The 27,000-nt window shown below is 71.7% G+C and carries 16 protein-coding genes; 6 read left to right on the top strand and 10 right to left on the bottom strand.

From position 1 onward, the window contains the following. Positions 1-2 precede the first annotated feature (2 nt). A complete protein-coding gene (locus tag K7957_RS11340; protein WP_223012091.1) occupies positions 3-1,871 on the top strand; it encodes an AI-2E family transporter in 1,869 nt (622 codons plus the stop codon). A 157-nt stretch (positions 1,872-2,028) separates the two neighbouring features. Beyond that, on the top strand, positions 2,029-3,054 hold the full coding sequence (locus K7957_RS11335; protein WP_223012090.1) for a c-type cytochrome: 1,026 nt from the start codon (positions 2,029-2,031) through the stop codon (positions 3,052-3,054). A 63-nt stretch (positions 3,055-3,117) separates the two neighbouring features. Here the strand turns inward: K7957_RS11335 and K7957_RS11330 are convergent, their stop codons facing one another. Beyond that, positions 3,118-4,341, bottom strand: coding sequence for an alanine racemase (locus K7957_RS11330; protein WP_223012089.1), 1,224 nt, complete (start codon positions 4,339-4,341; stop codon positions 3,118-3,120). An 84-nt stretch (positions 4,342-4,425) separates the two neighbouring features. On the opposite strand from K7957_RS11330, the gene K7957_RS11325 reads away from it, so the two are divergent. The 3 genes from K7957_RS11325 (at position 4,426) to K7957_RS11315 (ending at position 7,672) form a co-directional block, all read left to right on the top strand. After that, positions 4,426-5,868 (top strand): N-acyl-D-amino-acid deacylase family protein, encoded by a 1,443-nt coding sequence (locus K7957_RS11325; protein WP_223012088.1) that lies wholly within the window; start codon positions 4,426-4,428, stop codon positions 5,866-5,868. Positions 5,869-5,944: 76 nt separating this feature from the next. Next, positions 5,945-6,337, top strand: a complete 393-nt coding sequence (locus tag K7957_RS11320) for a RidA family protein (RefSeq protein ID WP_183925607.1) — start codon at positions 5,945-5,947, stop codon at positions 6,335-6,337. After that, positions 6,338-7,672 (top strand): GntT/GntP/DsdX family permease, encoded by a 1,335-nt coding sequence (locus K7957_RS11315; protein WP_223012087.1) that lies wholly within the window; start codon positions 6,338-6,340, stop codon positions 7,670-7,672. It begins immediately after the preceding gene. Between the two features lie 150 nt (positions 7,673-7,822). Here the strand turns inward: K7957_RS11315 and K7957_RS11310 are convergent, their stop codons facing one another. The 7 genes from K7957_RS11310 to K7957_RS11280 form a co-directional block, all read right to left on the bottom strand. Then, entirely contained in the window at positions 7,823-10,396 is a 2,574-nt protein-coding gene (locus K7957_RS11310; protein WP_223012086.1) for a glycoside hydrolase family 3 protein, read from the bottom strand. Positions 10,397-10,576: 180 nt separating this feature from the next. Continuing rightward, positions 10,577-13,828, bottom strand: a complete 3,252-nt coding sequence (locus K7957_RS11305) for a TonB-dependent receptor (protein WP_246616976.1) — start codon at positions 13,826-13,828, stop codon at positions 10,577-10,579. A 20-nt stretch (positions 13,829-13,848) separates the two neighbouring features. Further along, entirely contained in the window at positions 13,849-14,859 is a 1,011-nt protein-coding gene (locus K7957_RS11300; protein WP_343228383.1) for a FecR family protein, read from the bottom strand. Positions 14,860-14,867: 8 nt separating this feature from the next. After that, on the bottom strand, positions 14,868-15,467 hold the full coding sequence (locus K7957_RS11295) for an RNA polymerase sigma factor (protein WP_223012084.1): 600 nt from the start codon (positions 15,465-15,467) through the stop codon (positions 14,868-14,870). A 127-nt stretch (positions 15,468-15,594) separates the two neighbouring features. Then, entirely contained in the window at positions 15,595-16,725 is a 1,131-nt protein-coding gene (locus tag K7957_RS11290; RefSeq protein WP_223012083.1) for an acyltransferase family protein, read from the bottom strand. Beyond that, positions 16,722-18,989: an alpha-N-acetylglucosaminidase TIM-barrel domain-containing protein gene (locus tag K7957_RS11285; protein WP_343228382.1), complete on the bottom strand. Its 2,268-nt coding sequence runs from the start codon at positions 18,987-18,989 to the stop codon at positions 16,722-16,724. Before K7957_RS11285 ends, K7957_RS11290 begins: the two co-directional genes overlap by 4 nt. 112 nt (positions 18,990-19,101) lie before the next feature. Further along, on the bottom strand, positions 19,102-21,873 hold the full coding sequence (locus K7957_RS11280; RefSeq protein ID WP_223012081.1) for a TonB-dependent receptor: 2,772 nt from the start codon (positions 21,871-21,873) through the stop codon (positions 19,102-19,104). Positions 21,874-22,600: 727 nt separating this feature from the next. Here K7957_RS11280 and K7957_RS11275 point away from each other — a divergent pair. Continuing rightward, entirely contained in the window at positions 22,601-23,935 is a 1,335-nt protein-coding gene (locus tag K7957_RS11275; protein WP_246616975.1) for a family 43 glycosylhydrolase, read from the top strand. A 27-nt stretch (positions 23,936-23,962) separates the two neighbouring features. Here the strand turns inward: K7957_RS11275 and K7957_RS11270 are convergent, their stop codons facing one another. Continuing rightward, the gene (locus K7957_RS11270) at positions 23,963-25,129 is read right to left on the bottom strand and encodes an acyltransferase family protein (protein ID WP_223012080.1); all 1,167 of its coding nucleotides are present in this window, start codon (positions 25,127-25,129) and stop codon (positions 23,963-23,965) included. Then, positions 25,126-26,988 carry a glycoside hydrolase family 36 protein gene (locus K7957_RS11265; RefSeq protein ID WP_223012079.1) on the bottom strand — a complete coding sequence of 621 codons (1,863 nt, stop codon included), beginning with the start codon at positions 26,986-26,988 and terminating at the stop codon, positions 25,126-25,128. The genes K7957_RS11270 and K7957_RS11265 overlap by 4 nt, the downstream gene beginning before the upstream one ends. Positions 26,989-27,000: the final 12 nt, after the last annotated feature.

Raw genomic sequence — 27,000 nt, 5'->3', positions numbered from 1 at the left:
TCATGTCCGATCCAGATAATACCGCCGGCTTCCAGGACGTGCTGACCGGAAGCCGCGAGGGGCCGTCGCCCGACGGTGGGGCGGCACAGGTACCCCGCGCCTCCGCCCCCGAGCTGAAAACGCTCGCCGGCGTCGCCGTCGGCTCGCTGGCGATCGCCGCGCTCTATTTCGGCCAGGACGTGCTGATCCCGATCACGCTCGCGGTGATGCTCTCGTTCGTTCTCTCGCCGCTGGTCAACCTGCTCCAGCGCCTGCGCCTGTGGCGCGCGCCCGCCGTCATCATCGCGGTGCTGGCGGCCCTGGGCGTGCTCGGCCTCGTCGGCACGCTGATCGGCAGCCAGGCCGCCTCGCTGACGGCGGATGCGCCGCAATATGCCCGAACGATCCAGGCCAAGGTGGAGGGCGTGCAGGGCTTCGCGCTGTCCCGCGTCACCGCGCTGACCAAGCAGCTCGGCAGCGGAGCGCGACCGCACCCCACGCCGACAACAGCGGCCCCCGCCGCGAGCGCGACGAGCGAGCGCAGACCCATACCGGTCGAGGTCGTCGAGAGCAGCACGTCGCCGTTCAGCATCGCCAAGACCGTGGTCGAGCCCATCCTCGGCCCGCTCGAGACCACGATCCTCGTGCTGATCGTGGCGATCTTCGTGCTGATGCAGAAGGAGGATCTGCGGGACCGCTTCATCCGCCTGTTCGGCTCCAGCGACCTGCACCGCACCACGCGCGCGCTCGACGACGCGGGGCAGCGGCTCAGCAAATATTTCCTCTCGCAGCTGGCGGTCAACACATGCTTCGGCCTCGTGATCGGCCTGGGCCTGTGGATGATCGGGGTGCCCTCGCCCGCGATGTGGGGCGTCATGGCGGGGCTGCTCCGCTTCGTGCCATACATCGGCTCGTTCCTGGCGGCGGTCGCGCCGGCCGCGCTCGCCGCCGCGGTCGATCCCGGGTGGACGATGGCGATCGAGGTCGTCGTGCTGTTCTTCGTGGTCGAGCCACTCACCGGTTACGTCGTCGAGCCGCTGCTGTACGGCCATTCCACCGGCCTCTCTCCCGTCTCGGTCATCGTCGCGGCGATCTTCTGGACATGGCTGTGGGGCCCCATCGGGCTCATCATGTCGACGCCTTTGACGCTCTGCCTCGTGGTGATGGGGCGGCACGTGAAGAGCCTCGAGTTCTTCGACGTGCTGCTCGGCGATCGCCCCGCGCTGACCCCGGTGGAGAGCTTCTACCAGCGTCTCTTGGCGAACAATCCCGACGAGGCGCTCGCCCAGGCCGAGACGCTGCTCGCCGACCGACCTCTCGTGGCCTATTACGACGGCGTCGTCATGGAAGGCCTCAGGCTCGCGCTCGAGGATCAGGCGCGCGGCACGATCGACCAGGCGCGTGCGGCAGCGATGGTCCGGTCGATGCGGTCGATCGTCGAGGACGTGCAGGCGCGCGTCGACTCCGCGCCGCGGTCGAACGGGTCGCCCAAGGTCGCGGTCGTCGCGGGCGCCGGGCTCTTCGACCAAGCCGTCGGCGCCATGCTGGCGCAGCTGCTGGGCGAGCAAGGCATCGCCGTCCGCGCGATCGCGGCGCACCAGGTCGACCGGGCCAGCATCGAATCCGTCGATCTGGCCGATATCTCCGTCGTCGCGGTCGCGCACCTCGAGATCGTCGGGTCGCCGGCGCAGCTACGCTACCTCCTCCGTCGCCTGCGCGCCAAGGCGCCGGCGGCGCGCTTCGTCGTGGGCATGTGGCCGCCGAGCGACGCTTCGATGGGCGAACCCGTCGTTCAGAAGGCGATGGGCGCGGATCACTGCGTCTCCTCCCTGGCCGACGCCACGAGCGCCATCTCGGCGCTGATGGAGGACCGTCCGGCGGTGGCCGCGTGACACGGGTCGATCGGGCCGGTGCCTGGGACAGCGCAGCTGCTGGTGCGGAGGAGGCGGGCTAGGCGCGCTCGGACGAGGGCGCTAGTCTGGCGCGCGGGGGCGCGATCCCACGGCCCCTGGCGCTCGACGGGCGATGACACAGCGAAGGCGATACTCCATGTTCTCGGTCAGATCCGCCTTGCTGAACGGCGCGCTGGTGGCGGCCCTCGCGTCCGGCTTCATCGCCTGCCGCGCGTATCAGGCGTTCGCCGCCGAGAAGCCGACGTTCGACCCGCCGCCGGCGCTCGCGCGGACGGATTTCCCCGCCTGGCCGTACCCGCGCGGCATCCCGGACGACGAGAAGGAAGAGGGCAAGTTGTTCCACGTGCCCGGGAGCAGTCAGGCCTTCACGTTCACCCAGATCAACGGGCAGCGGGCGACGATCGACTGGTTCCCGGAGCGGCACCCGGCCCCCCCGCCGCCCGTGATCAGCGGGAGAGAGGGCGCCTATAACGCGTGCGGCCAGTGTCACCTCATCGACGGTGGAGGCAAGCCCGACACGAGCGACCTGCGCGGTCTGCCGGTCGCCTACATGCTGCAACAGCTCGCTGACATGAGGGACGACCATCGCCACGCCTCGATTAACGGCGCGCCGCTCGCCAAGATGATCGAGATCGCCAAGGCGCTGCCTCTCGACGACGCGCGGCAGGCTTCCGATTATTTCCACTCGATCAGGCCGGTGAAGCGGCTCCGCCTCGTCGAGGGCAATGTCGTGCCGGTCACGCACCCGGCGCCACATGCCATACAGAAGGTCGACCCGAGCGGCGCCACCGAGCCGATCGGGAACCGCATCATCGAGGTGCCGCAGGACTTCGCGCGAACCGCGCTGCGCGATCCCTCGTCGGGCTTCATCGCCTATGTGCCGGCGGGCAGCATCAGGAAGGGCAAGGCGCTGGCGACGAGCGGCGGAGGGGGAAAGACGCTGCCCTGCGCCTCGTGCCACGGTGACGGCATGCGCGGCTCGGGCGACGAATTCCCGGGCATCGCCGGTCGATCACCGACCGCCATGGCGCGCCAGCTCTATGACTTCAAAAGCGGCACGCGCGACGGGAAGAATGCGGTGGCGATGAAGCCGGTGGTGGCGCGGCTGACCGATGCGGACATCGTGAACCTCGCGGCCTATCTGGCATCGCTCGATCCATGACGCGGTCGATCCCGCGGGCGTTCGGCGGTGATCCCGCCGCGATGACCGCGAACGATGCCGCACTCAGAAGAAGGTCTCGATCACCTCGGTGACGCGATGTTCCGCGTCGGCCACCAGGATGCGCCGCCATTTGTCGAAGGTGAGGCACGGGTGCGAGATGTCGAAGGCGATCACGTCGCCGACGGCGAGATCGTCCCCCGGCGCGACCGCCAGATAGGCGTGCTGGTCCATCAGGCCGGTCACCGTCCAATGCGTCGGCGCGGCGACCGGGCGGGTGTCGCGGCCGGGCCGATAGAGCGTCGCCGGCCGCGGCAGGCCGGCGTCGAAGGCGACGTCGCGCTTGCCCATCGCCACCACCGCGCGTTCCGGATCGGGGATCGACTGCACCGCGGCCCACACCCGCAGCGCCGGCCGCAGCGGCTCGCCCAGCCCCGGCGCGACGGGGTTGCGGCGCAGGATCTGCTCCTGCGCGACGCGGTACAGCCCGTCGTCGTGGCTGATGTAGCAGCCGGGGCGCAGCACCACCTGGACTGAGCCGGCGCGCGCGACCGCCGCGCTCTCCTCCGCGACCACGTCGTACCAGGCCGATCCCGCACCCGTCAGGATCGCGGGTGTGCGCTCGACCTGCCCCTCTGCCACCAGCCGCTCGACCGTCGCCACCGCACCGCGGACGAAGCGGCGCACCGACGCCTCGTCGCCGAGCACGCCCTCGTAGAACTCGATCCCCGCCAGCCGCAGCGCGCCGCGCCAGTCCGCCAGCGCCTCTAGCACCGCGTCGAGCTGCGCCGCGTCGCGCACGCCGCAGCGCAGCCCCTCCTGGTCGCGCTCGGGGGCGAGCTCGATCAGCACGTCGAGCGTGGCGCCGCACGCGCGGCACGCCGCGCCGAGCTGCGCCACCCCGGCGGGACTGTCGACGAGGCAGAGCAGGTCGAGCCGGGGCCGCGCCGCCAGCTCGGCGACTGCCGCGACATTGGCCGCGCCGACGACCTGGTTGGCGATCAGGACGCGCTCGACCCCGTGCGCCGCGGCGACGCGCGCCTGCTGGCTGGTCGCGACCGTGATCCCCCAGGCGCCGGCGTCGAGCTGGCGGCGGAACAGCGCGGGCGCCATCGTGGTCTTGCCGTGCGGCGCCAGCGCGAGCCCGTAGGAATCGATGAAGGCGCGCATCCAAACGAGATTGTGCGCCATGTCGGGGCCGCTCAGCACCGCCGCGGGGAGCGGCACGTCGCCCGCCAACAGGTCCCACCCGCTATCGCCCTGCCCGACCCCTTTGTTCAGCTCGTCCACCGCGCGTCTCCCAGATACCTAAAATTGTTTACATTAATCTCGTGAGCGGAGACAATGCCGGCGGCATCGCGACGGGGAGGAGTCATGACCGAGACGATCATCGCCGGCGCCGAGCTGTACGACGGCTCGGGCGCAGCCGGCTACCGCGCCGACGTGACGGTGCGCGACGGGATCATCGCCGCGGTCGCGCCCGCCGCAGACACCCCGCCCGAGCAGGCGATCGACGCGCGCGGGCTCGCGCTCGCGCCCGGCTTCATCGACGCGCACACGCACGACGACCTCGTCGCGATCACCGCGCCGGCGATGACGCCCAAGATCACCCAGGGCGTCACCACCGTGGTGGTCGGCAATTGCGGGATCAGCGCGGGTGCCGGCCGCGCGGGCGACGCGCTGCCCGACCCGATGGTGCTGCTCGGCGCACCCGGCGACTTCGCTTATGCCGATTTCGCGGCTTATGCCGCCGCGGTCGACGCGGCGATGCCCGCGACCAACGTGGTCGCGCTGGTCGGCCACACCGCGTTGCGCGCGCAGCACCTAGACCGGCTCGACCGCGACGCCGCCGAGGACGAGCGCGCCGCGATGCGCGCCGACCTCGCCGCCGCGCTCGACGCCGGCGCCTTCGGCCTCTCGACCGGGCTCGCCTATGCCAATGCCGCGCACGCCTCGACCGAGGAGGTGATGGCGGTCGCCGCGGCGCTGCGCGACACCGGCGCGCTCTACGCCACGCACCTGCGCAGCGAGGGCGCGGCGATCCTGCCCGCGATCGACGAGGCGGTCGCGATCGCGCGCCACGCCGCCGCGCCGCTGGTGGTATCGCACCTCAAATGCGCGGGCGCGAGCCAGTACGGCCGCAGCGGCGAGATCCTGGCGCGGCTGGAGGCGGCCGCGGCGACTCACCCGACCGGCTGCGACTGTTACCCCTATACCGCGAGCTCCTCGACGCTCGACCTGAAGCAGGTGGTGCCCGAGACCCCGATCCTGATCACCTGGTCCGAGCCCGAGCCCGCCGAGGCCGGCCGCATGCTCGCGGACATCGCCGCCGACTGGGGCTGCGAGCTGCGCGAGGCGGCGCAGCGTCTCCAGCCTGCCGGCGCGGTCTACCACTGCATGGCGGAGAGCGACGTCGACCGCATCCTGGCGCACCCGCTCACCATGATCGGCTCGGACGGGCTGCCGTGCGACCCGCGCCCGCACCCGCGGCTGTGGGGCAGCTTCCCGCGCGTGCTGGCGCATTACGTGCGCGAGCGCGGGCTGCTGGCGCTGCCCGAGGCGATCCGCAAGATGACCGGGCTCACCGCCGACCGGCTTGGCCTGCGCGACCGCGGCTATGTCCGCGCCGGGCTCGCCGCCGACCTCGTGCTGTTCGATCCCGCGCGCGTGCTCGATCGCGCCAGCTACGACGACCCGGCGTGCGCCGCGGAGGGCGTGCTGGGCGTGTGGGTCAACGGCGTCGCCACGCTCGATCGCGGCGGAGTCACCGGCGCGCGCGGCGGGCGGCTGCTGCGGCGCCCGGGCGCGGCGCGATAGTGGCGGCAGGGCAGATCAACTCCTCCCCGTGCCGGGAGGGTCTTCAGAAGAAACAACCGAACGAAGGACATCATCGATGAGTGACGGCATCAAGCGCTACGGCGTCGAGGGCGGCAGCGGCACCGGCGGGCAGCACCTGCCGTTCGCGCGCGCGGTCCAGGCCGACGGCTGGCTCTACGTCTCGGGCCAGGTGCCGATGGTAGACGGCGAGGTGATCGACGGCGGCATCATACCGCAGACCCACCAGGCGATCCGCAACGTGCTCAAGATCCTCGAAGAAGCCGGCTACGGCCCGGAGCATGTCGTGCGCTGCGGCGTGTGGCTCGACGACGCCCGCGACTTCATGTCGTTCAACCGCATCTTCAAGGAATATTTCGGCGCCCACCCGCCGGCGCGCGCCTGCGTCGTCTCGCAGATGGTGGTCGACTGCAAGGTCGAGGTCGACTGCGTCGCCTGGAAGCAGCCCTGAGTGAGCGGCGGCACGCTGCTGCTGCTGGAGGCCGCGGGCGCGGTCGCGCTGCTGATCCTGCTGATCGTGCGCGCGCGGCTCAGCCCGTTCGTCGCGCTGACGTTGGTGTCGCTCGGGCTCGCGCTGGTCGCGGGGATCGCGCCCGCCGATATCGTCAAGGGGTTCGAGGCCGGGGTCGGTAGCGCGCTCGGCCATATCGCGCTGGTGGTCGGGCTCGGCACGATCCTCGGCAAGATGATGGTCGAGTCGGGCGGCGCGGACCGTGTCGCGCGCACCGTGATCGGCCTGTTCGGCGCGCGCCGCGCCGACTGGGCGGCGATGACGGTGGCGCTGATCGTCGGCCTGCCGGTATTCTTCGAGGTCGGCTTCGTGCTGCTGGTGCCGATCGTCTTCGCGGTCGCGGGGCGGCTGCGCCAGCACCCGCTGCGGCTCGGCCTGCCGATGGCGGCGGGGCTGTCGGTGGTGCACGCGATGGTGCCGCCCCACCCCGCCGCGATGCTCGCGACCCAGGCCTATGGCGCCGACGTCGGGCTGACGGTGCTGTTCGCGCTGATCGTCGGCGTGCCCACCGCCGCGGTCGCGGGGCCGCTCTACGCGCGCTGGGTGGTGCCGCGGCTCGCCCCCGCGGTGCCGCCCCCGCCCGCGGCGGAGGACGTGCCCGATCGCGCGCTGCCCGGTTTCGCGATCACGGTGGCCACGCTCCTCCTGCCGGTCGCGCTGATGCTGCTCGGCAGCCTCGCGCCATCGCTCGCCGCGCCCGGCACCCCGCTCGACCAGGCGCTGCGCTTCCTCGGCACGCCGGTGGTGGCGCTGCTCGCGGCGGTGCTGGTGAGCTATTGGACGCTCGGCCTGGCGCGCGGACTGAACGCGGCGACGCTGCAGCGCTACACCAACGAGTGCCTCGCCCCGACCGCGATGATCACGCTGGTGGTCGGCGTCGGCGCGGGCTTCGGCCGCGTGCTGACCGACAGCGGCGCGTCCGGCGCGATCGTCGCGCTGGCGGCGCAGCTCCACGTCCCGGTGATCCTGCTCGCCTGGCTGATCGCGGCGCTGATGCGGGTCGCGACCGGCTCGGCGACGGTGGCGATGGCGACCGCGGCGGGGATCGTCGCCCCGCTCGCCGCCGCCAACCCGGGGGTGCGGCCCGAGCTGCTCGTGCTCGCCACCGGCGCGGGATCGGTGGTGCTGAGCCACGTCAACGACGGCGGCTTCTGGCTGGTGAAGGAATATTTCGGGCTCAGCGTCGCCGACACGATCCGCAGCTGGACGGTGTGCGAGACGCTGATCTCGGTGGTGGCGCTGGTGCTGACGCTGGGGCTGTCCGCGCTGGTGTGAGCGCGACAGTGCTCCTGCGGAGGTCAAGAGGAACAGAGGACGTTCCTGCGGCCGTGGGCAGGATCGACATCCAGGAGCCGCTTTGATCCTGCCCTTGCAGGGGCGGATCGGCTGAACGTCGACTGCGCTTAGCCTCCTATTTTCGCAGGCTCACTCCGGCAGGACGGTGCGCTCACCCGTGATCGTCAGCTCGGTCCAGGCGCCGTCGGCGTCGCCGGGCTGGCCCCCGCCCACGAACAGCCGATAGGCGCCGGGCACGATCGCGCGCGTGCCGTCGCGCGCCACCAGGCTGAGCGAGCGCGGGTCGATCGTCAGCCGCACCTCGCGCGTCTCCCCCGGCGCGAGCGACGCGCGCGCGAAGCCGACGAGCTGGCGCTGCAGCACCGGCACGGTCCGCCCCTGCGGCTGCGGCGCGACCGGGGCGAGATAGGCCTGCACCACCGCGTCGCCGGCGCGCGCGCCGGTGTTGCTCACGCGCACCGCGGCGCTGAGCCCGGCGCCGGCCGCGACCGTCACAGCCGCGGGCGAGGCGGCGGCATAGGCGAAGCGTGTATAGCTCAGCCCATGGCCGAACGGGTACAGGGGCGTGCCGGTGAAGAAGCGGTAGGTCCGCTCCTTCATGCTGTAGTCGATGTACGCCGGCATATCGCGCGTGGCGGCGTAGAAGGTCACCGGCAGCCGGCCACTGGGGCTGATGTCGCCGGCGAGCAGCCGCGCGATCGCGGTGCCCCCCGCCTGGCCCGGGTACCAGGCCGCGACCGCGGCGTCGGCGGTCGCCTTGGTCCAGGGGTCGGCGATGGCGGCGCCGGTCATCTGCACCACCACCAGCGGCTTGCCCGTCGCCGCCAGCGCGGCGAGCAGCGCGCGCTGCGGGTCGGGCAGCTCGATCTTGGTGCGATCGCCCCCCACGAAGCCGGGCACGTCGAGCCGCAGCGCCTCGCCCTCCAGCGTCGGCGACAGGCCGGCGAAGGCGACCACCACGTCGGCGTCGCGCGCCGCGGCGACCGCCTCGGCCAGCTGCGCCGCGGCGGGCGCGACCCAGCGCAGCCCGATCCCGCCGTCGGCGCTGACATGGTCGAGCTCGACGCGCAGCGCGCGCGGGCGCGCGTCGGCGAAGGTGACGCTCGCCTCCACGCCCGCGTCGCTGCCGCGATCGGCGATGACGGGCTCGCCGTCGACCCACAACCGCACCGGGTCGTGGCCGTCGCAGTCGAAGCAGCGCGGCACCTCCAGCCGCAGCGTGTAGGTGCCTGGCGCGGGCGGCGTCAGCTGCCCGGTCCAGCGCACCGCGTAGCGGCGGTCCTCCAGCCCGCGCGCGGGCGGCGCGCGGTCCCAGTCGAAGTCGATGACGCGGTCCTGGCGCGTCAGCAGCGGGCGACCACCCGCGATCGCGCCGCGGAAATACTCGCCGCGCAGGCCCGGGCGGCCGTCGGCGGAGAGCGCGGTCTCGGGCACCGGCACCGCGACGCCCTCGGCGAGCACGCTGCCCTGCGCGTAGCGGACGCGCGCGGCGCCGAAGCGCGCGCGGATGCCCTCGAGCGGGGTGACCGGCGCCGCGGCGGTGCCGTGGTAATTGGCCTCGAGCACGTCGAGCGAGTCGGCGTTGGCGCCGATCACCGCCAGCCGCGTGCCGGGCGCGAGCGGCAGCCGGTCCTTGTTCGTCAGCAGCACCAGCGACTTCTCCGCCGCCTCCAGCGCCAGCGCGCGGTGCGCCGGCGTGTCGACCTGGTCGGGGCGGATGCGGTCCCACCGGCTGCGCCGCCCGAAGGCGATGCCGAGCGCGGCGCGCGAGCCGAGCACGCGGCGCAGCGCGGTGTCGAGCTCGGCCTCGCTGACCAGCCCCTGCCGCACTGCCGCGGGCAGCGCGTCGTAGCTCGGCCCGCAGTCGAGATCGGTGCCCGCGCGCAGCGCCGCCGCGGCGGCGGAGGGCAGGTCGAGCCGGTAATTGTGGAAGCTCTCGATATAACCGACCGCGTCGCAGTCGGAGACGATCATGCCGCCGAAGCGCCAGCGCGCGCGCACGCGCTCGTTCAGCAGCGCCGCCGAGGCGCAGGCGGGCACGCCGTGGAGCGCGTTATAGGCGCACATCGTCGACAGCGCGCCGCCCTCGGTCAGCGCGAGGCGGAAGGCGGGCGTGTAGGTCTCCGCCAGGTCGCGCGGCGAGACGTCGACGTCGAAGGCGTTGCGCCCCGCCTCGGGGCCGGAATGGACCGCGAGATGCTTGGGCGTCGCGATCGCCTTGGGGGAAGCGGGGTCGGGCCCCTGCACGCCCTGGACGAACGCCACCCCGAGCCGGCCGGCGAGAAACGGGTCCTCGCCGTAGGTCTCCTGCCCCCGGCCCCAGCGCGGATCGCGGAAGATGTTGATGTTGGGCGACCACAGGTGGAGCCCGGCGAAGCGCGGCCGCGCCGCGCCGCGGGGCAGCGCGTTGTACTTGGCGCGCGCCTCGGTCGAGACCACGTCGCCGACGCGGCGCAGCAGGTCGGCGTCCCAGCTCGCCGCCAGCCCGATCGCCTGGGGGAAGACGGTGGCGACGCCGTTGCGCGCGAGGCCGTGGAGCCCCTCGCTCCAATAATCATAGGCAGGCAGCTCGGCCGCGGGCAGTGGCGGCGCGGCGTTGCCGAGCTGCGCGGCCTTCTCCTCGAGCGACATCGCCGCGATCGCGCGCTCGATCACGGGCGCGGCGGTCTCGGCCTGCGCCGCGATCAGCAGGAGAGCGAGCATGGTGGGGTCCTACGTCACGGAGGAATGCAGGAAGATCCTCCCCGCTCGCGGGGAGGGGAACCAGCCGCAGGCTGGTGGAGGGGGGCTTCCACAGGCGCTGTGCTGCGTGGGGAGCCCCCTCCACCACCGGCTTCGCCGGCGGTCCCCCTCCCCGTGCCGGGGAGGATTGCTAGTTCAGCGTCAGAAGTTCGCCCTCAGCCCGAGGCGGAAGGCGCGGCCGACCACGTCGTACAGCGTCGGCGTGGTGATGTTGCCGGGTACCGTCTCGCCGTCGCGGTTGAAGACGTTGTCGACCTTGGCATAGGCCTGGAACGCCGGGGTGAAGCGGTACGACGCCGCGAGGTCGACGTAGAGCGCCCCCGGCACGCGGTTATAGTCGTAGGTCGGGTGGTTGACGGTCGAGACCGGGCAGTTCGTCTGGCAGACGATGTTCTCGTTGGAGAACACGCCCGCGCTGAACCAACGCTCCTGCACCGTGAAGCTGACCGTGTCGGTGCTCCAGTCCTGCGACGCCAGCACCTTCCAGTGCGGCACCGCGGTGGCCTCGATGTTGGTGCCGGCGAGCTGGCGCGGGATCGTGCCGGGCAGGCCGGTGTCCTGCACGAAGTTGATCGTGTGCGTCGCCAGCCCGCGCAGGCTGAGCCGGCCCGGCAGGCCGATGCCGTCGAGCTTGGTGGTGTAGCTCGCCTCGATGTCGAGCCCGTCGGTGAAGATCGAGGCGAAGTTGAACGGCTGCACCGTGACGTACGCCGAGTCGAGGTTGCTCAGGTCGAACGAGCCGCAGGTGAACTGCACCCCGCCGTAGCAAAGGTTGATCTGCGTCTGCGCGTCCAGCGCCGAGATGGCGTCGTCGATCTTGATGCGGAAATAGTCGACCGACAGGCTGAAGCCGGGGAGCCAGCTGGCGCGTGACAGCACGAAGCCGACCTCGGTGTTGCGCGCGATCTCCGGGGTGAGCGCGCGGTTGCCGGTGGTGGTCTGCAGCACCGTGATCGAGCGGTTGCCGTTGAACGGGTCGATCGTGCCCGTGCGGTTGCTCGTCACCGGCGCGGCGAACAGCTCGGACAGGTTGGGCGCGCGGATGTCGCGCGAGGTCACGCCGCGCAGGCGGAAGCCGTCGAGCGGCGTGTCCCAGGTGCCGCCGACCTTCCAGGTATAGACCGTGCCCGAGGTGCTGTAGTTGGTCGCGCGCCCGGCGACGTTGAGGTTGGCGCGGCCGATCGCCTCGCTGTCGAACAGCGGCGCGTTGAACTCGAGGTAGGACTCGAGCACGTCATAGCCGCCGCTGCCGTTGCGGTAATTGCCCGCGTACCAGTTGCCGCCCTGGCGATTGAGCAGCGGGTCGGCGGGGTAATCGTCGGTATAGCCGTCCCCGGTCAGCACGCCGTTGCCGTAGGGGTCGGCGGTGACGCGGTAGAATTCGTGGCGGAATTCCGCGCCGAACGCGACCGCGAGCGGTCCCGCCGGCAGCGCGACGGGCTCGCCGCTGACCGAGAAGCTGGCGACGTCCTGGGTCTGGCGGGTGTGCTGGTACGGGCCGTTCTGCGGCTCGATGTAATAGCGCGTCGCGTCGGTCGGCGCCTGGCCGCCGAAGACGTTGAGCGGGGAACAGCCGCTCGCCACCGCGACCGGGTCGGCGCAGGTGATCACGCCGTTGGCGCCGCGCACCGCCTGGATCGCGGCGCGGTAGCGCGGCATCAGCGGGATGTTGTTGACGTTGATGTCGGTGATGCCGGTGCCGTGCTCGTAATAGGCCTCGTAGCGCCAGTCGGTGCCGAACGCCGGGACCTTGCCCTTGGCACCGACCACGCCGCGATACTGGTGCCGCCGCGTGTTGACGTCGATGAAGTCGAACATCGGGTTGACCGTGCCGAAGCGGAAGCTGGTGATGCCGTTGGCCGCGCAGGCCGACTGGATCGCCGCCGGCACGAACGGGTTGGCGCACTGGATCGTCAGATTGTCCTGCGCCGAGCCGGGGTTGGGCGTGTTGCTCGTGTCGACGCGCGCGACGTTGAGCGTGGCGTAGATCTCGTTGTCGGGATCGACGTCGAAGCCGATCCGGCCGTAGGAGTTGAGCCGTGTGATCTCGGACTTGAAGCTGTTGCCGTTGGTCACGCTGCCGCTGAGATCGCCGCCGATGCACGAGCCCGGCAGACAGCCGGTGCCGTAGCGGAACGGCACCGGATTGCCGTTGACGTCGAAGGCGGTGCCCGCGAGCGGACCCGCGTTGATCAGGCCGTAGCGCCCGAACAAGGTCGACTGGACGTGATCGCGCACGAGATATTGCGGCAGCCCGTCGGTGGTGATCCCGCGGTTCTGCACGCCGCGCGCGGTGAGCCAGGTGCGGCCGTTGGGCCCGTCGCCGTTGGGATCGTTGCCGACGCCGAAGCCGGCCGAGCGGATACCGTCCTCGTGGCTGTACTCGCCGCTGAGGATCAGGTGGAGCCGGTCGCCCGCGAGCGACTTGCCCGCGGCCGCCTGCACGGTGTAATTGGCGTCGTCGCCGTAGGTGCTGATCCCGCCGAGGATATTGGCCCGGAAGCCGGTGAAGCGCGTGTTGGTGACGAAATTGACTACGCCGCCGACCGCGTCCGAGCCGTAGGAGGCCGAGGCACCGCCGGTGACGACGTCGACGCGCTCGATCAACAGCTGCGGGAACAGGCTGACGTCGGCGACGCCGGTGACGTTGGCGCCGACGACGCGCTGGCCGTCGATCAGCGTCAGCGTGCGGATCGGCTGGAGCCCGCGCAGGCTGAGCGTGCTGAGCCCCTGCACGCCGGTGGAGGTGCCGTTGGCGCCCACCGTCGCACCGGTCGAGCCCTGCAGCGCGGGCAGCTGCGCCACCGTGGTGAAGACGTTGGGCTGGGCGTTCTTGGTGATCGCCTCGTAGCTCAGCACCTGGGTCGGCGTCGGCGCGGTGAAGCCGCCCGAGACGATGCGCGAGCCGGTGACGACGACGTCGCGCGCGGGCTCCTCCGCCTGGCCGTCACCCGGCACGTTCGCCGCGGTGGTGCTGCCGGTCGCGCCGTCGGCGGGCTGGTCGGCGGTGACGCCGGGCGCCACCTGCGGCTCACTCGCCGACACCTGCCGTGCGGTTGCCGTCGCTGGCGCGCTCACCGGCGCGAACATCGCCGCGACCGGGCCGAGCACGACATAGGTCTGCGGCCCGCTGCGCTGCGCGCGCAGGCCGGTGCCTTCGAGCAGCCGTGTCAGCGCGGTGTCGACGCTCATCGCCCCCCGCACCGCGTTGGTGCGCTTGCCGCGGCTGAACGACCGCGCGGCGACGATCTGCACCCCCGCCTGGCGGCCGAGCGCGGTGATCGCGCTCTCGGCCGGCTGCGCCGGTATATCGAACTGCTTGGCCTGCGCGACCGCCGGCTGCGCCGCCACCAACACCGTCGCGCCCGTCGCGAGCCACAGGTGCCGCCTCATTCCCCCCATCGATCCACTCCTCACGGTCTCGTTGCTTCCCCGTGCTGGTGGAGAGACATGAGCGAGGAAGTTCCTTCCGCGCCGTATACATTTTTCGCGCGACCGATGCGGATCGTCTCGGCCTCCGAGGTATCGAGCGGTACGCCGAAGCTGTCATGCAGCGCCCGCGCGAAGCCCTCCGGATCGTCGGTGCGGAAGATGCCGTCGATCTGCTCGCCGGCGAGCCGCGGGTCGGCGAGGACGAGCTTGCGCCGGTTGTAGCGGTTGAAATCCTCGACCGCGTGCGCGACCGTCTGCCCGCTCAGGTCGATCGCGCCCGAGCGCCACGCCAGCGCGCGGTCGACCGCCGAGGGCGGGCCGTCGCTGACCCGCACCGCCGCATTGTCGCCGAAGAAGGCGCTCTGCCCCGCCACCAGGCTGGTGCGGTAGCCGTCCGCCTGCGCCGCCCAGACCTGCACCACGCCCTCGGTGACGACGATGTCCGCGCCGCCGTCGCGACGCCGCACCGAGAAAGCGGTGCCGACCGCCTGCACCACCACCTGCCCGGCCTCGACCACGAACGGCCGCGCGGGATCCTTGGCGACGCGGAACCACGCCTCGCCGCTGGCGATGCGCACCTCGCGCCGGCGGCTCGCCAGCGTCACCTCGAGCTGCGTGTCGCTGTTGATCGTCGCGGTCGAGCCGTCGGCCAGCGGGACGCGGCGGATCTCGCCGATCTCGGTGCGATAGGTCGTACCCCCCGCGAGCCACAGGACGCCGCCGGCCACCGAGGCGGCGAGCGCGCCGCCCGCCGCCATGAGGAGGCCGCGCCGCCGCACCGCCGCGGGCGGGCGCGGTGCCGGCGGGTCGAGCGCGACCCAGCAGGCCTGGGCGTGGAGCAGCGCGCCGCGGCGGCGCGGGTCGGCCGCCATCCACGCCTCGAGCAGCGCCTCGTCCTCCGCCGACCAGCCGTCCGCGTCGAGCCGCGCGACCCAGGCCGCCGCCTCGTCCGCGATCTCGCCCGCGCTCTGCTTGTTCCCCGAACCTGTCACCGGACCCGTCATCGCCGACGCCCTCCGCGCTGCTCGTGCTCGCTCATCAGATCGTCCGCGTCCTGCTCGGCGCGGCTCCACTCCTGCCGCAGGAATCGCACGCCGAGCCAGACCTGCTTCTCGACCGCTTTCTCGGTGGTGCCGAGATGCTCGGCGATCTGGCGCTGCGACCAGCCCTCGATCTTGCGCAGCTGGACGATGCGGCGGCAGCGCTCGGGCAGCAGCGCGATCAGGTCGAGCGCCTTGCCATAGGCCAGCCGCCCCGCCGCGAGCTGCTCGGGCGAGGGGCGATCGTCGTGATAGGCGTCGATCTCGGCGATCGTCTCCAGCGGCACGATGCGCTGGCGCTTGAGCCGCCGCACCAGCAGGTTGCGCACGATCGAGAAGAAATAGGCGTAGGGGCTGTCGATGTGGTCGACCGCCTCCAGCATGGCGATCCGGCAATAGGCCTCCTGGATCAGCTCGTCGGCGTCCTCGGGCGCGGTGCCCGAGCGCCGCAGCCAGGCGCGGACGCGATGCTCGTGCGGCAGGATCTCGCGCGCGACCCAGACGGCGGTCTGGCGCCTGTGCGCGGCGTCGATCGCGCCTCCTGCCGTCCCGCTCGCCATGTCGCGCTTTCCCGACCCCTAAACCGTGCCGCTACCCGGTTGAGAGGCGTGACGCGCGCTTTTCCTTCCGCGCCGCCCGAAAGCGAAGCGGAAATCAGACGCTTCGCCACGTTCCTGGCAACGAAGCTCACACCTTGAGAATGATCCCGCGGCGATCGAGCGCGCGCGCGAACAGGCAGCACACCAGGGTATAGGCCAGCGCGCAGAGCAGCGAGCCGAGCGGTCCCGGCGTCAGCCGCTGGAACAACTCGGCCCCTATCCAGTGATAGAGGCCGACGCCCTGACGCACCTGGATCAGCTCGAGCGTCACCACCAGCAGCTCGGAGAAGAGATAGAGCGCGAGCGGGTTGCGCCCGAGCATCTGGAGGAAACCGCGCCCGAGCCGCGCGCCGCGCAGCTCCACCAGACCGATCGTCGCGCCGAGCAGCACGAGGTCGAGCCCGACGGTCAGCGACACGAACGAGCCGGTCCACAATTTCTTCGATACCGGCAGCAGCGGCGCGAGCAGCAGCGCGAGCAGGCTCAGCGCGAGGCCGATCCCCGCCAGCCGCGCCACGGTGGCGCGGTGCTTGCCCCAGCGCTGCACCGCCAGCCCGGTTAGGTAGCCAGCGATGACGTTGGCGGTCGCGGGCAGCGTCCCCAGCAGCCCCTCGGGATCGAAGCCGTGGTCGCGCCGGTACAGATGGTCGGGGCCGATCAGCCACAGGTCGAGCAACGTCCCCGCGTTGTGGTAGCGGCCGAACGCCTCGCCCGCGGGGCTGAACGCGACCAGGATCGCCCAGTGCGCCGCCACCAGCGCGACCGCCGCGAGCACCAACAGCCTCGGCGTGAGATAGCGCGCGAGCAGGCTGGCGAGCAGGTAGCAGAGCGCGATCCGCTGCAGCACGCCGGTCAGCCGCGTCTCCGCGAACGGCTTGGCCGACCAGCCGCCGTCGCCGTGCGCGACGAAGGGGTACCAGTACATCAGAACGCCGAGAAGGAAGATCAGCGCGGCGCGGCGCACCACGCGGCGCAGGAACACGCGGTCGCTCATCGGCCGGGTCAGTGCGAAGCTCATCGCGTTGCCGACCGCGAACAGGAAGGAGGGATAGATCAGGTCGGCGAGCGTGAAGCCGATCCAGGGCGCGTGCTCCAGCTGCGTGTAGGGCGTGCCCGCACCGGCGGTGTTGACGACGATCATCAGGAAGATCGTCGCGCCGCGGAACATGTCGAGCGAGATGAAACGCTCGGGGCGCTCGAGGCGCGCGGGTCCGGTCATCGTTCCACCTCCGTCATCAGCGCGCGCGCGTCGGCGAGCGCGTCCGCCGGCGCCGCCGCGGTGTAGCGGCGGTGATCGGCGACCCAGGCCTTCTCCCACGTCGCGAGCCGCCGCGCCACGTCCGCCTCGTCGACCGGATGCCGCGCCACCGCGGCGGCGCGCGCCGCGTCGAGGTAAAGCGTCCAGCGCGGCAGGTAATAATGCGCGTACAGCCCCGCCCATGCCTTGGAGGCATAGTCGCCGAGATGGCCCGTGCCGCCCCAGATGGTGACCTGCGCCTTGGCGTCGGTCTCGTAGCGGTCGCGTTCGGACGGGCTCGCGCCATAGCCGCGCGCGTCGGCGATCCAGCTGGCCAGCGTCTCCTGCTGGCCGCCGATCAGCGCGTCGATCCGCTCGGCCAGCGCGCGCGCGCGCGCCGTCGCGGCGTCGCCGCCCGCGACGTCGCCGGCGCGATAGGCGGCGACCGCGCGCGCGAGCGCCGCGTCGGTCGCGATGCTCGCCTCGTGGCGGACGAGATCGACGATGTCGTGGCGGAACAGGGCAGAGTCGGCGTGCGCCGGGGCGCGCGCGAGCAGTGCCGCGATCCCGGCGCGCGCGCGCGCGCGGTCGCCGGGCGCCGCGGGATAGTCGGGGGCGTCCGCGCCGGGGCGCTTGAACAGCAGATAGGCGCCGGCGCGCTCGTGCCACCAGCGCGGTGTCCAGTAGCGCGTGTCGTACAGGCCCGCGACGACGTCGCGCCACGCCGCGACCACGGCCGGGTCGGCGGCGCCGTAGCGCGCGGCGAGGTAGCGCTCCAGCCAGGCCGGCACGTCCATGGCGTCGCGCCGGTCGGGCCAGGCGGCGTCATAGGCATAGTCATAGACCAGGCCATCGCTGTTCAGTCCCTCGGGGAACATGCCGAAGCCGCTCACCCGCCCGCGCGCGGGATCGGCCTGGAGCGCGGCGAGGTCGCGGCGGTAGAAGTCGAGCGCGCCGTACAGCGGGTTGCTGCCGCCGTAATTGTGGACATAGCCGTAGATCCAGCCCTTGCCGTCGAAGCCGTGCGTGGCGCTCCAGATGCCGGGGTAGCGGTCGTTGCCGATGTCGAGCAGCAGCATGCGGCGGTCGGGCACGTCGCGCAGGAAGGCGGCGATCGCCTCGGGCGTCCAGAAGCCCTTGTCGGCGCCGAACAGCCAGCCCTGCATCACCCAGGTCGCGCCCGGCCGTGCCGCGGCGATCGACTGGTACAGCCGCCGGCCGTAGGCCGCGAGCCGCGCGTCGCGCACCGCCGGGGCGAGCGCGGCGGCACGGGTGGCCGCGGTGTTGGCGATGCTGTCGCCGTAGCTCGCCGCCGCGGTGTCGCTGCCGTCGTCGGCGATCGGCGGCACCATCTCGTTGAACGCGTCGGCGAGATAATAGCGGCCCGGGCCGTAGGCGGCGGCGTAGAGCCGCAGGAAGTCCGCGGCCAGCTCGGCGAACAGCGGGTCGGACGGGTCGAGCCAATAGGTGCCGGGGAAGCCCTCCCACTGGCGCATGCGGTAGATCTTCGCCTTGGGGTGCGCGCGCGCGAACGCCTCGGGCACGTAGCCGGCGAAGGCGGGCAGGATCGGCGTCATGCCGAGGTCGCGGTAGCGCGCGAGCAGGCGACGCTGGAGGTCGTGCTTCCTGTCGATCCAACGGTCCGACAGCGGCGCGCGATAGCCCGCCATATTGCCCATCCGCTGCCACGGCAGGAAGGGCGCGCCGGCGAGATGGTCGCGGATCGCGGCGTCGCTCAGCCCCTGCTCGCGCCACAGCGCGCGCCAGACATATTCCTGCCCCTCCATCGCCAGCGGCAGGTCGACCCCGCGCACCGCCATCAGGTCGATCTCGCGCTCCCAGCGCGGCCAGTCCCACCACGGCGTGGTATAGCCGTAGGTGCAGGTGTTGAGATAGGCGCGATAGCCGAACGGCGAGGCGACCCAGCCGCTGTCGTCGGCGCGCAGCGCGGCGAGCGCGCCGACGCGGCGCCCCTCCCAGCCGGCGTAGAACAGGCCCTGCCGCCGCAGCTCGGCGGTGACGCCACGCACCGCCGCGGCGGGCGAGGAGGCCGTCACCGCCACCCGCCCGCGCGCGACGCGGACGCGGTAGCGCGCGTCCTCGGCGCGCACGAGCGTCACCGCGACTCGGTCGCGCGGCACGCCGAGCCGCTCGAGCGCGGCGCGCGCCGCGTCCGCGGGCGTCGCGAACGCGCCCGGCGCCAACAGCGTCAGTGCCGCGGCGAGCCCGATCGCGACGCCGCGCACGCGCGACCGACAAGGGGCGAGGCACCGGAGTGCCCCGCCAGGGTGGGAGATCGCGGGCGACTGAAAGGGAAGGCTCAGCGAACGATCTCCGGTCGAGCTGGGTGGGCGGCGATCAGAAGCGCGCCGTCGCCGAGGCATAGAAGGTGCGACCGGTCAGGCTCGTCATCTGGAACGTGTCCTCGGTCGTCTGATAGGCTTCTTCCCGCGTGTTGTTGAGGTTGATCACGCCCGCGGTGAAGCCGAGCCACTCGGTCGGCGCGACGCCGAGCGCGAGGTCGAGCTGGGTGCGCGCGCGCACGGTGTGGATCTGTCCGCCGTCGACGAAGAAGCTCGACGCGGCGTCCTGCTTGTACGAGCTGCGGTGATTGATCGAGAGGCGCACGCTGAAGATTCGGTCCTCCCAATAGGGCGTCAGATTCCACGTCAGTTTGGAGAGGTCGCGCAGGTTGAAGCCGGTGCCGAGCGCGGGCGAGTCGGCGCTGACCACGGTGACGTTGCCGGTCGCGCCGAAGCCGTTCACCGGCAGGAACGCGTCGAAGCTCTCGGTCGCGGCGAGCTCGACGCCCTTGATGTGGATCACGCTGTCGTCGTTGAGCTTGCGGCTGAAGTTATAGTCGGTGCGGCCGTCCGCCGAGGTGCAATTGCCGACCTGGCCGTTTAGCGTCACCCCGTCGAAGCTGTCGGGGCAATAGAATTGCGTGAAGGTGCCGTTCTTCACCGCCTTGTAGAAGCCCGCCAGGCTGATCGAATTGCCCTGCCCGTGATAATATTCGAAGCTGACGTCGGCCTGGTTGGCGGTGAGCGGCTTGAGCCGCGCCTCGCCGGCGGAGACCGAGACGCTGGGGCGCGGCCCGGTATTGTCGGTGGTGAAGGTGTCCGCCATCTGCGTCTGGTTGTTGAGCAGCGGGCGCACCAGCACCTTGGCGAGCGCGACGCGCGCCACCAGCCGGCTCGTCACGTCGAGCGCGAAGGATGCGCTGGGCAGCAGGTTGCCATAGTCCTGCCGGATCTTCTGCGTGCCGAGCAGCGCGGCGCTGCTGTCGGTGCTGCTGGTGAGGTTGGCGGTGACCACCTGCTTGGTGCGCTCGTAGCGCGCGCCGATGTTGCCGCGCAGCCCCATGCTGCCGAGCGTCGTGTCGATGTTGGCCATGGCGTAGACCGCGGGGATGTAGCGATCGACGAGATAGGTGTTGGCCCAGTCGCGCGTGTCGGGGACGGTGATCCCCGCCTTGGCGAGGATGGACTGCCACAGCGGCGCGTTGGTCTCGAGGAAGTTGGTCGGGATCGCCATGCGCCCGCCCAGGAAATTGGTCACGCGGATGCCGGTCGTGCTCAGGTCCGGGATCAGCGCATATTCGGGGTAGGTGGCGGGATCGTTGACGTCGGCGTCGCGATCGTGGCGATAGGCGTCGGTGCCGAAGCTCTCGTGGTGGAACTTGGCGCCGAAGGTGAAGGATTTCACTCCCAGGACGTCGAGGTCCTTGGTGACGTCGAGCTGCGCCGCGCGGTCGGTCGCGGCCTGGATGTGCGTGGCGCCGTCGACGAAGGCGAAATACTGGCGGTTGGTGGGATTGAAGGCGGTGCCGTCGAGCACGCCGGGGTCGGTGGTGAACTTGACGTTGCGATAGTCGGAGATGTCGAGCGTGCCGCCGCTCGCGACGTTGATGCCGTCGATCGAAGCGTACTCGCGCAGGTCGGCGTCGCCCTTGGTGTAATGGCCGACGGCATGGACCAGCCAGCCCTCGCCGGGGCGCCAGTTGACCGTGCCGGTATAGGCCTGGGTCTTGAGGTTGCGGATCTCGGGCTGGTCGTTGTTGCCGACGCCGAAGTCGCTGATCGTCAGCTTGTTGGCGACCCCGCCCCCGGTGCCGTTGACGGTGATCGCGGACGTGTCCCAGCGGCCGAAGACCAGCTGCTGCGTGTCGTAGCGCGTGTCGTCCTTCGAATATTGCCCCTGCAGCAGGACCTCGAAGGCGGTCGAGGGCTTCCACTGCACCGCGCCGCTCGCCATCAGCTGCTTGCTGTCGCGGTCGATGCGCCGCAGCCGGAAGTTGCCCGGCACCTGATTGTCGGGATCGACCACCCCGGCATTGTACCAGTTCTTGATGAAGGCATAGTCGCCGCGGTCGGTCAGCCGCTGGTAGCTGACGTTCGCCATGACGCCGATCGTGCCGTCGGCGAACTGGTCGATATAGGCGCCGCTCAACTTGGGCGTCACGCCGCCGCGATAGTCGGAGTGATAGGCCTTGGCGCCCACCACGAAGTGGGGTCCCTTGTAGGCGAGCGGCTTGACCGTATCGATGTTGACCGTGCCCGAGAGCCCGCCCGAGTCCATGTCGGCGGTGGGCGACTTGATCACCTGGATGCTGCTGGCGAGATCGGTCTGGACGATGTCGTAGCGGAAACCGTCCTTGAAGTCGGCACTGGCGAAGGTCTGGCCGTTGATCGTGGTGCGCGCATATTGCGGCCCCAGCCCGCGGATGCTGATCGTCGAGCCGCGGCCGTTGATGTTCGACATCTGCACGCCGGCGATGCGCTGGATCGCCTCGGTGACGTTCTGCGCGGGGAATTTCCCGATATCCTCGGCGGTGACGCCGTCGCTGATGCGGATGTCGTTGCGCTTGGCCTCGGCGGCCGAGGCGAGGCTCGAGCGGAAGCCGGTGACGGTGATCTCGTTCGCGCCGTCGGCGCCGTCACCCGCCTGCGCCGGCGTGTCGGCCGGGGCGGCGGTCGGGGCCGCCAGCGGGATCGTCTCGGCGGGCGGCGGCGCGGCGGGATCGGTCTGCGCCAGCGCGGGCGCTGCGGCGAGCAGCGCGGCGAGGCAGCTGGTGGCGGCGAGCGCGCGCCGCCGGTCGGCGCCGCGGCTGCGGCGGGCAATCGTCATCGTCAATGGCTCCCTCTTCAGGCGCCCCCGGCCGATGGCCGCGGTCGCGTCATTCCCCGGTAGGTCGTTCGCGTCACCCCTGCCGCACTCGCCGACGCGCGGCGTCGGCGCCCCGTGGGCGGCACGGGTGACGGTGGGCCGTTCGGCCCGGTAGCGGCGGTCGCGCGTCTGGTGGCGCGATGTCGCCGGTCGTGGTGGCGCGCCGCGGTCGTGCGTCGCGCCCGGCCGCCGGACGAGCGGCCGCGTTGGGCAGTCAGACACCAGGCGCCGACCCGACGATGCGGGCGGCGCCGAGCGATCCTCGGCCGGCGGGATCGCGGGAGCGCAGGCCGGTCCAAGCCGCCGGATCTGCTCTCTTGGGTGAGAGTGTGCCGTCACATATGGAAGAGCGTCAAGCAGAAAATGGTCTCTTCCGTGCGCTTCGAGGCACTGTTTTGGTATTATCGTTCAAACTATCGCAAAATGCTTTTCTTATTGGTCGTCGCTCCACGACATTCCTGGTTACAATCAGCCACTTGGTGTTGCTGCTAAGGGAGCATCGACGCTGGTATCGTTTGCAACCGTCGCGCGCTCATCGCTCCGGAGCCCCATCATGACGCGGGGGACGGCGTTGGGCTGGTTCTATCCTGAAGCGGAATCGAGATAGAACCACTCGATCGGCACGAATCGGGGTGGGGCAGCCTGCCTGCCGCCTAAGAGAAGGACAGCCATGCGACGAACGCGCTCCATGATGCTCGCACTGCCGCTGCTCGCGGCGGCCACGACCGCCGCCGACACGCCCGCCCTCGCGCCCGGCGCGCACAACCCCATCCTGCCGGGGTATTTCGCCGACCCCTCGATCGTCCACGCCGAGGGCGAGTGGTTCGTCTATGCCACGATCGATCCCTGGGGCGGCGACACGCTGGCGCTGTGGCGCTCGCGCGACCTGCGCGACTGGACGCTCTCCACCCCGGCGTGGCCGACCAAGCGTGCCGCGACGAGTGCGACCTCGAACGACAGCCGCGTCTGGGCGCCCTCGGTGGTGCACGCGCACGGGCGCTACTGGATGTACGTCTCGGTCGGCAGCGAGGTGTGGGTCGGCACCGCACCCCATCCCGCTGGGCCGTGGCGCGACGCCAATGAAGGGCGACCGCTGATTCCGGGCAATTTCCGCCCGGGCTATCACATGATCGACGCCGAGGCCTTCGTCGACGACGACGGCCAGGCCTATCTCTACTGGGGATCGGGGCTCGACTGGGTCAACGGCCACTGTTTCGCGGTGCGGCTCAAGCCCGACATGGTGAGCTTCGACGGCGCGCCGGTCGACGTCACCCCGGCGCATTATTTCGAGGCGCCTTTCATGTTCAAGCGCGGCGGCGTCTATTTCCTGACGTACAGCTGGGGCAACACCACCACCGACAGCTATCAGGTGCGCTACGCGGTGGGCACCTCGCCGCTCGGCCCGTTCCGCGAGCCCGCGGACCGGCCGATCCTCGCCACCGATCGCGCGCACGACGTCGTCAGCCCCGGGCATCACGCGGTGTTCCGCGCTGGCGGCGAGGACTTCATCCTCTATCACCGCCAGTCGCTGCCCTATGCGCCGGGCGGCGACGTGCGGCGGCAGGTGGCGCTGGACCGGCTCGTCGTGCGCGGCGACCGGATCGAGCCGGTCACGCCCAGCAACCGGGGCGCCGACGTGCCCGGCACCGCGACGCGGCGCGCGCGTTCCGCGATCGCACCGGCGGCGATCACCGCCTCGCGCGCCGACCCCGCGCACGCCGCCGCGCTCGCCGGCGACGACAATTACGCCACGAGCTGGCGCAGCGCGGGAAGCGGCACGCTCACGCTCGACCTCGGGCGACGCCGCCGCGTCGCGCGGCTGGTCCTGCGCCTCGGCGCGCCGACGGTGCCGACGCGGCTCGCGGCCGAGATCTCGGACGACGGCTCAACCTGGCGGCCGATCGCGCCGATGCGAGCGGTGAGCGGCTCGCCGGTCACGATCGCGGTGGACCGAGAGCCGCGGCTGCTCCGAGTCACATTGCCCGACGGCGGCGAGATCATCGAGGCGAGCGCGGAGCCGTGAGCGAGCGGCCGCGGGCCGGCCGGGCCGCTACCGCGTCTCGAGGAAGCGGCGGCTCAGCCAGCGCCGCGCGGGTTCGTCGTAGAGCTTGAGGCTGGCGTAGGCGATCGCCACCGCCGTGACGACGAGCGCCGCGCCGACGGGGGCGCCGATCCGCGCCGGCACCTTCCGATCGGCCACCCAGGCGGTGTAGACGTAGATCAGCGGATAATGGGTGATGTAGAGCGGGAAGGACAGGTCGCCGAAGAAGCGCGCGATCCGCACGCCTCGTCCGGTCGCGGCCCGGTGCCCGGCGCCGATCGCGACCACGAGCGGGAACAGCAGCAGCACGCAGGCGGCATCGTACAGGCCGTTGCTCCAATGATGCGGCGTATCGCCCCAGCGCGGCAGCGCGAGCGCGGCGATCAGCAGTGCGGCGCTGACCGCGAAGGCGTGGCGATGGGGCAGCCGCCAGCCCGACCGCATCAGCAGCATGCCGGCGACAAACGGGTAGGACAGCCGCGCGAGGCCGACATGCACGCCCGCGGCGTCGAGCGACCAGCCGCCGATCAGGTCGCGCCGTGGCCCGAGCAGCGCGACGTCGAGCAGCAGCGCCGCCGCGAGCACCGCCAGCACGGTCAGCGCGCGCGTCGACAGCCGCCGCAGCACCAGCGCATAGGCGAGGTTGGCCAGATACTCGTAGAACAGCGACCAGGCCGGGCCGTTGAGCGGGTGGATCTCGTCCCAGCCGCGGATGTCGAGGTGCTTGGGCAGCGGCAGCAGCGTGCAGCCGAGCAGCATCACCAGCAGCATCTGCCACACCGGCGTCGCCGCCACCCTGGGGAACAGCTCGCCTGCCTGGAGATAGAAGAGCGCGGCGCCCCACAGACTGCCCAGCACCACCATCGGCTGGAGCCGGATCAGGCGGCGCAGGTAGAACTCGCCCTGCCCCATCCGCCCCCAGCGGTCGTCATAGGCGTAAGCGATGACGAAGCCGGATAACAGGAAGAAGAAGTCGACCGCGAGGTAACCGTGGTTGATGATCTGCCGCGTCGGGTCGCCGCCGGCATAGGCCTCGAACGTGTGGAACAGGACGACCGTCAGCGCCGCGACGCCGCGCAAGCCATCGAGCACGACGTAATGGCGCCTGCCCGGCGCGGTGGCGTCGGTCGACGTCGCCGTCGCGTCCGATGCGGCACCCGGCGCCGCGCCGCTCACGGTCGCCGGGTCAGCGCCACGATACCCGCGGGCGGCACGGCAATGACATGCGCGCCCCGCGTCAGGTCGATCAGCGTGCGCGACACCACTCGCCCTTCCGCGTCGGTGGAGCGCGCCTCGTAGCGGCCGAGGTCGCGCGTCGCCTCCACCACGAGCCGCGACGCCGCGGTGGCATTGACCAGGTCGATCGCGCGCGCCGACGCTTCCAGCGCGATGGCGCGATCGGCGTAGGCGGCGACGATCTGCTTGTCGGCGGTCGTGGCGCGGACGAGCTCATATTGCGCGTTGATCCCTTCCGGACGGAAGCGCCCGTCGAGCAGCACGTCCCGGTTGGCGCGCCAGTAAGCGAGATAGTGCGTCAGCATCGCGGCGTGAGCGGGCGTCAGCGTGTCGAGCCGCATCGACACCTGGGGCACCGCGAACAGCGTGTCGAGAAGCTGGAGCGCGGCGGTGTCGCTCGGCTCGTCGGCATGCCACACGATCGGGTCGGCGTGGACCGGGGTCGCGCCGGCGAGCAGCCGCAGGTCGACGATCCGCTGGCGGTTGAGGATCGACTCGTTCGGCGCGTCCGAGGCGCGCAGCATGTTGCCGAAGGTGCGGATCACCGGGCCGCTATAGGGCTGGCGGAACTCGATCATGACGTCGGGCCGGACCGCGCGCAGCGCCGTCATCACGTCCACCATCAGCCGGTTGACCGCCTCGTAGACCGAGGCGATGTCGCGCCCGTCGGCGCGGTCGAGCACCGTCGTCTCGTCGCTGCTGAACATGTCGATGAAGTCGAGCTTGAGCCCGTCCCAGCCCCAGTCGCGCACCGCGCGGCGGAAGGTCTCGACCAGATAGGCGCGCACCTCGGGGTAGCGCGGGTCGAGCACGTTGGTGCGCTGCTCCGCCCAACGCCGCAGGATCTTGCCGCGGAAGCGCGGCAACACCGCGGCCTCGTCGCCGACCAGCGGCACCGAGAACCACAGCATCCCCTTCATACCGCGCGCGTGCAGCGCGTCGGTGACGACTCGCATGCGCCGCAGCCGCTCGGGCCGCCAGTCACCGGCATGCGCGTAGCCGCGGTTCGTGTCGCCGGTCTGCCAGCCGTCGTCGACGATCATCACCTTGAACCCGTGCCGCGCCGCCGCCTCGGCCTCGGCCAGCACCGTCGCCTCGTCGACCGCCTGGTGATAACTGTACCAGGTCGAGTCGAGCGGCTCGCGCGCGCCCGGCGGCGCGGGCACCGGCGCCTTGCCGGGCTGGCGCGACCACCAGGCCGCGACGTCCTCGAGCGCGTCCGCGACGGGGATAGCGCGCGTGTCGAGGCGCAGGCTGGTGGTGTAGCGCGTCAGCGGCGCGTGGCGCTCGCTGAACAGCTCGACGCTGCCGTAGACGCGCACGTCCTCCTCGCGCAGCCTGGCCGCGAGCAGCACCGGCGTCACCGCCTCCTCGACGGCGACGGTGAGCCGGTTCTGCTCGCCGCGCCCGTAGAGCGCCAGCACCGGCGCCGCGGCGGTGAGCGTCGAGCGCAGCCGCGTCGACGCGAAATCGGGCACGATCGTCCGGCCCAGGCCCGCGTCGGGTGTCCACATGCCGGCCATGTCGACCGACGGCTGCGACCAGCGGATCGTCAGACGCGGCGGGGGCGCGGGCGTGGCGCGCGTCAGCGTCAGCACCGCGCGCGCGACGCCGGGTGCGATCGGCTCGGCGCGAAGCTCGAGCGCGAAGCCGTCGAGCGCGCCCGCGACGGTCAGCTCAAGCCCGGCGACGGTGAGACTGCTACTCGTCTCCGTCGCCGCGGGTGGACCCGCCTGCGCCGCGGCCGGAGCCGCCAGGAGGCAGGCGGCGAGCGCGCCGGCGAGCGCCACGTTCCTCATGACGCCCTCCCC

This window comes from Sphingomonas yunnanensis, from assembly GCF_019898765.1.
GTDB classification, from domain to species: domain Bacteria; phylum Pseudomonadota; class Alphaproteobacteria; order Sphingomonadales; family Sphingomonadaceae; genus Sphingomonas; species Sphingomonas yunnanensis.
This window is presented reverse-complemented; position numbering and strand designations above follow the sequence as displayed.

What these genes read in the sequence shown, in the direction of transcription:
- K7957_RS11305 (WP_246616976.1), bottom strand. Translation starts at nt 13,828, where the DNA reads ATGAGGCGGCACCTGTGGCTCGCGACGGGCGCGACGGTGTTGGTGGCG.
- K7957_RS11325 (WP_223012088.1), top strand. Translation starts at nt 4,426, where the DNA reads ATGACCGAGACGATCATCGCCGGCGCCGAGCTGTACGACGGCTCGGGC.
- K7957_RS11320 (WP_183925607.1), top strand. Translation starts at nt 5,945, where the DNA reads ATGAGTGACGGCATCAAGCGCTACGGCGTCGAGGGCGGCAGCGGCACC.
- K7957_RS11295 (WP_223012084.1), bottom strand. Translation starts at nt 15,467, where the DNA reads ATGGCGAGCGGGACGGCAGGAGGCGCGATCGACGCCGCGCACAGGCGC.
- K7957_RS11275 (WP_246616975.1), top strand. Translation starts at nt 22,601, where the DNA reads ATGATGCTCGCACTGCCGCTGCTCGCGGCGGCCACGACCGCCGCCGAC.
- K7957_RS11290 (WP_223012083.1), bottom strand. Translation starts at nt 16,725, where the DNA reads ATGACCGGACCCGCGCGCCTCGAGCGCCCCGAGCGTTTCATCTCGCTC.
- K7957_RS11265 (WP_223012079.1), bottom strand. Translation starts at nt 26,988, where the DNA reads ATGAGGAACGTGGCGCTCGCCGGCGCGCTCGCCGCCTGCCTCCTGGCG.
- K7957_RS11310 (WP_223012086.1), bottom strand. Translation starts at nt 10,396, where the DNA reads ATGCTCGCTCTCCTGCTGATCGCGGCGCAGGCCGAGACCGCCGCGCCC.
- K7957_RS11335 (WP_223012090.1), top strand. Translation starts at nt 2,029, where the DNA reads ATGTTCTCGGTCAGATCCGCCTTGCTGAACGGCGCGCTGGTGGCGGCC.
- K7957_RS11340 (WP_223012091.1), top strand. Translation starts at nt 3, where the DNA reads ATGTCCGATCCAGATAATACCGCCGGCTTCCAGGACGTGCTGACCGGA.
- K7957_RS11280 (WP_223012081.1), bottom strand. Translation starts at nt 21,873, where the DNA reads ATGACGATTGCCCGCCGCAGCCGCGGCGCCGACCGGCGGCGCGCGCTC.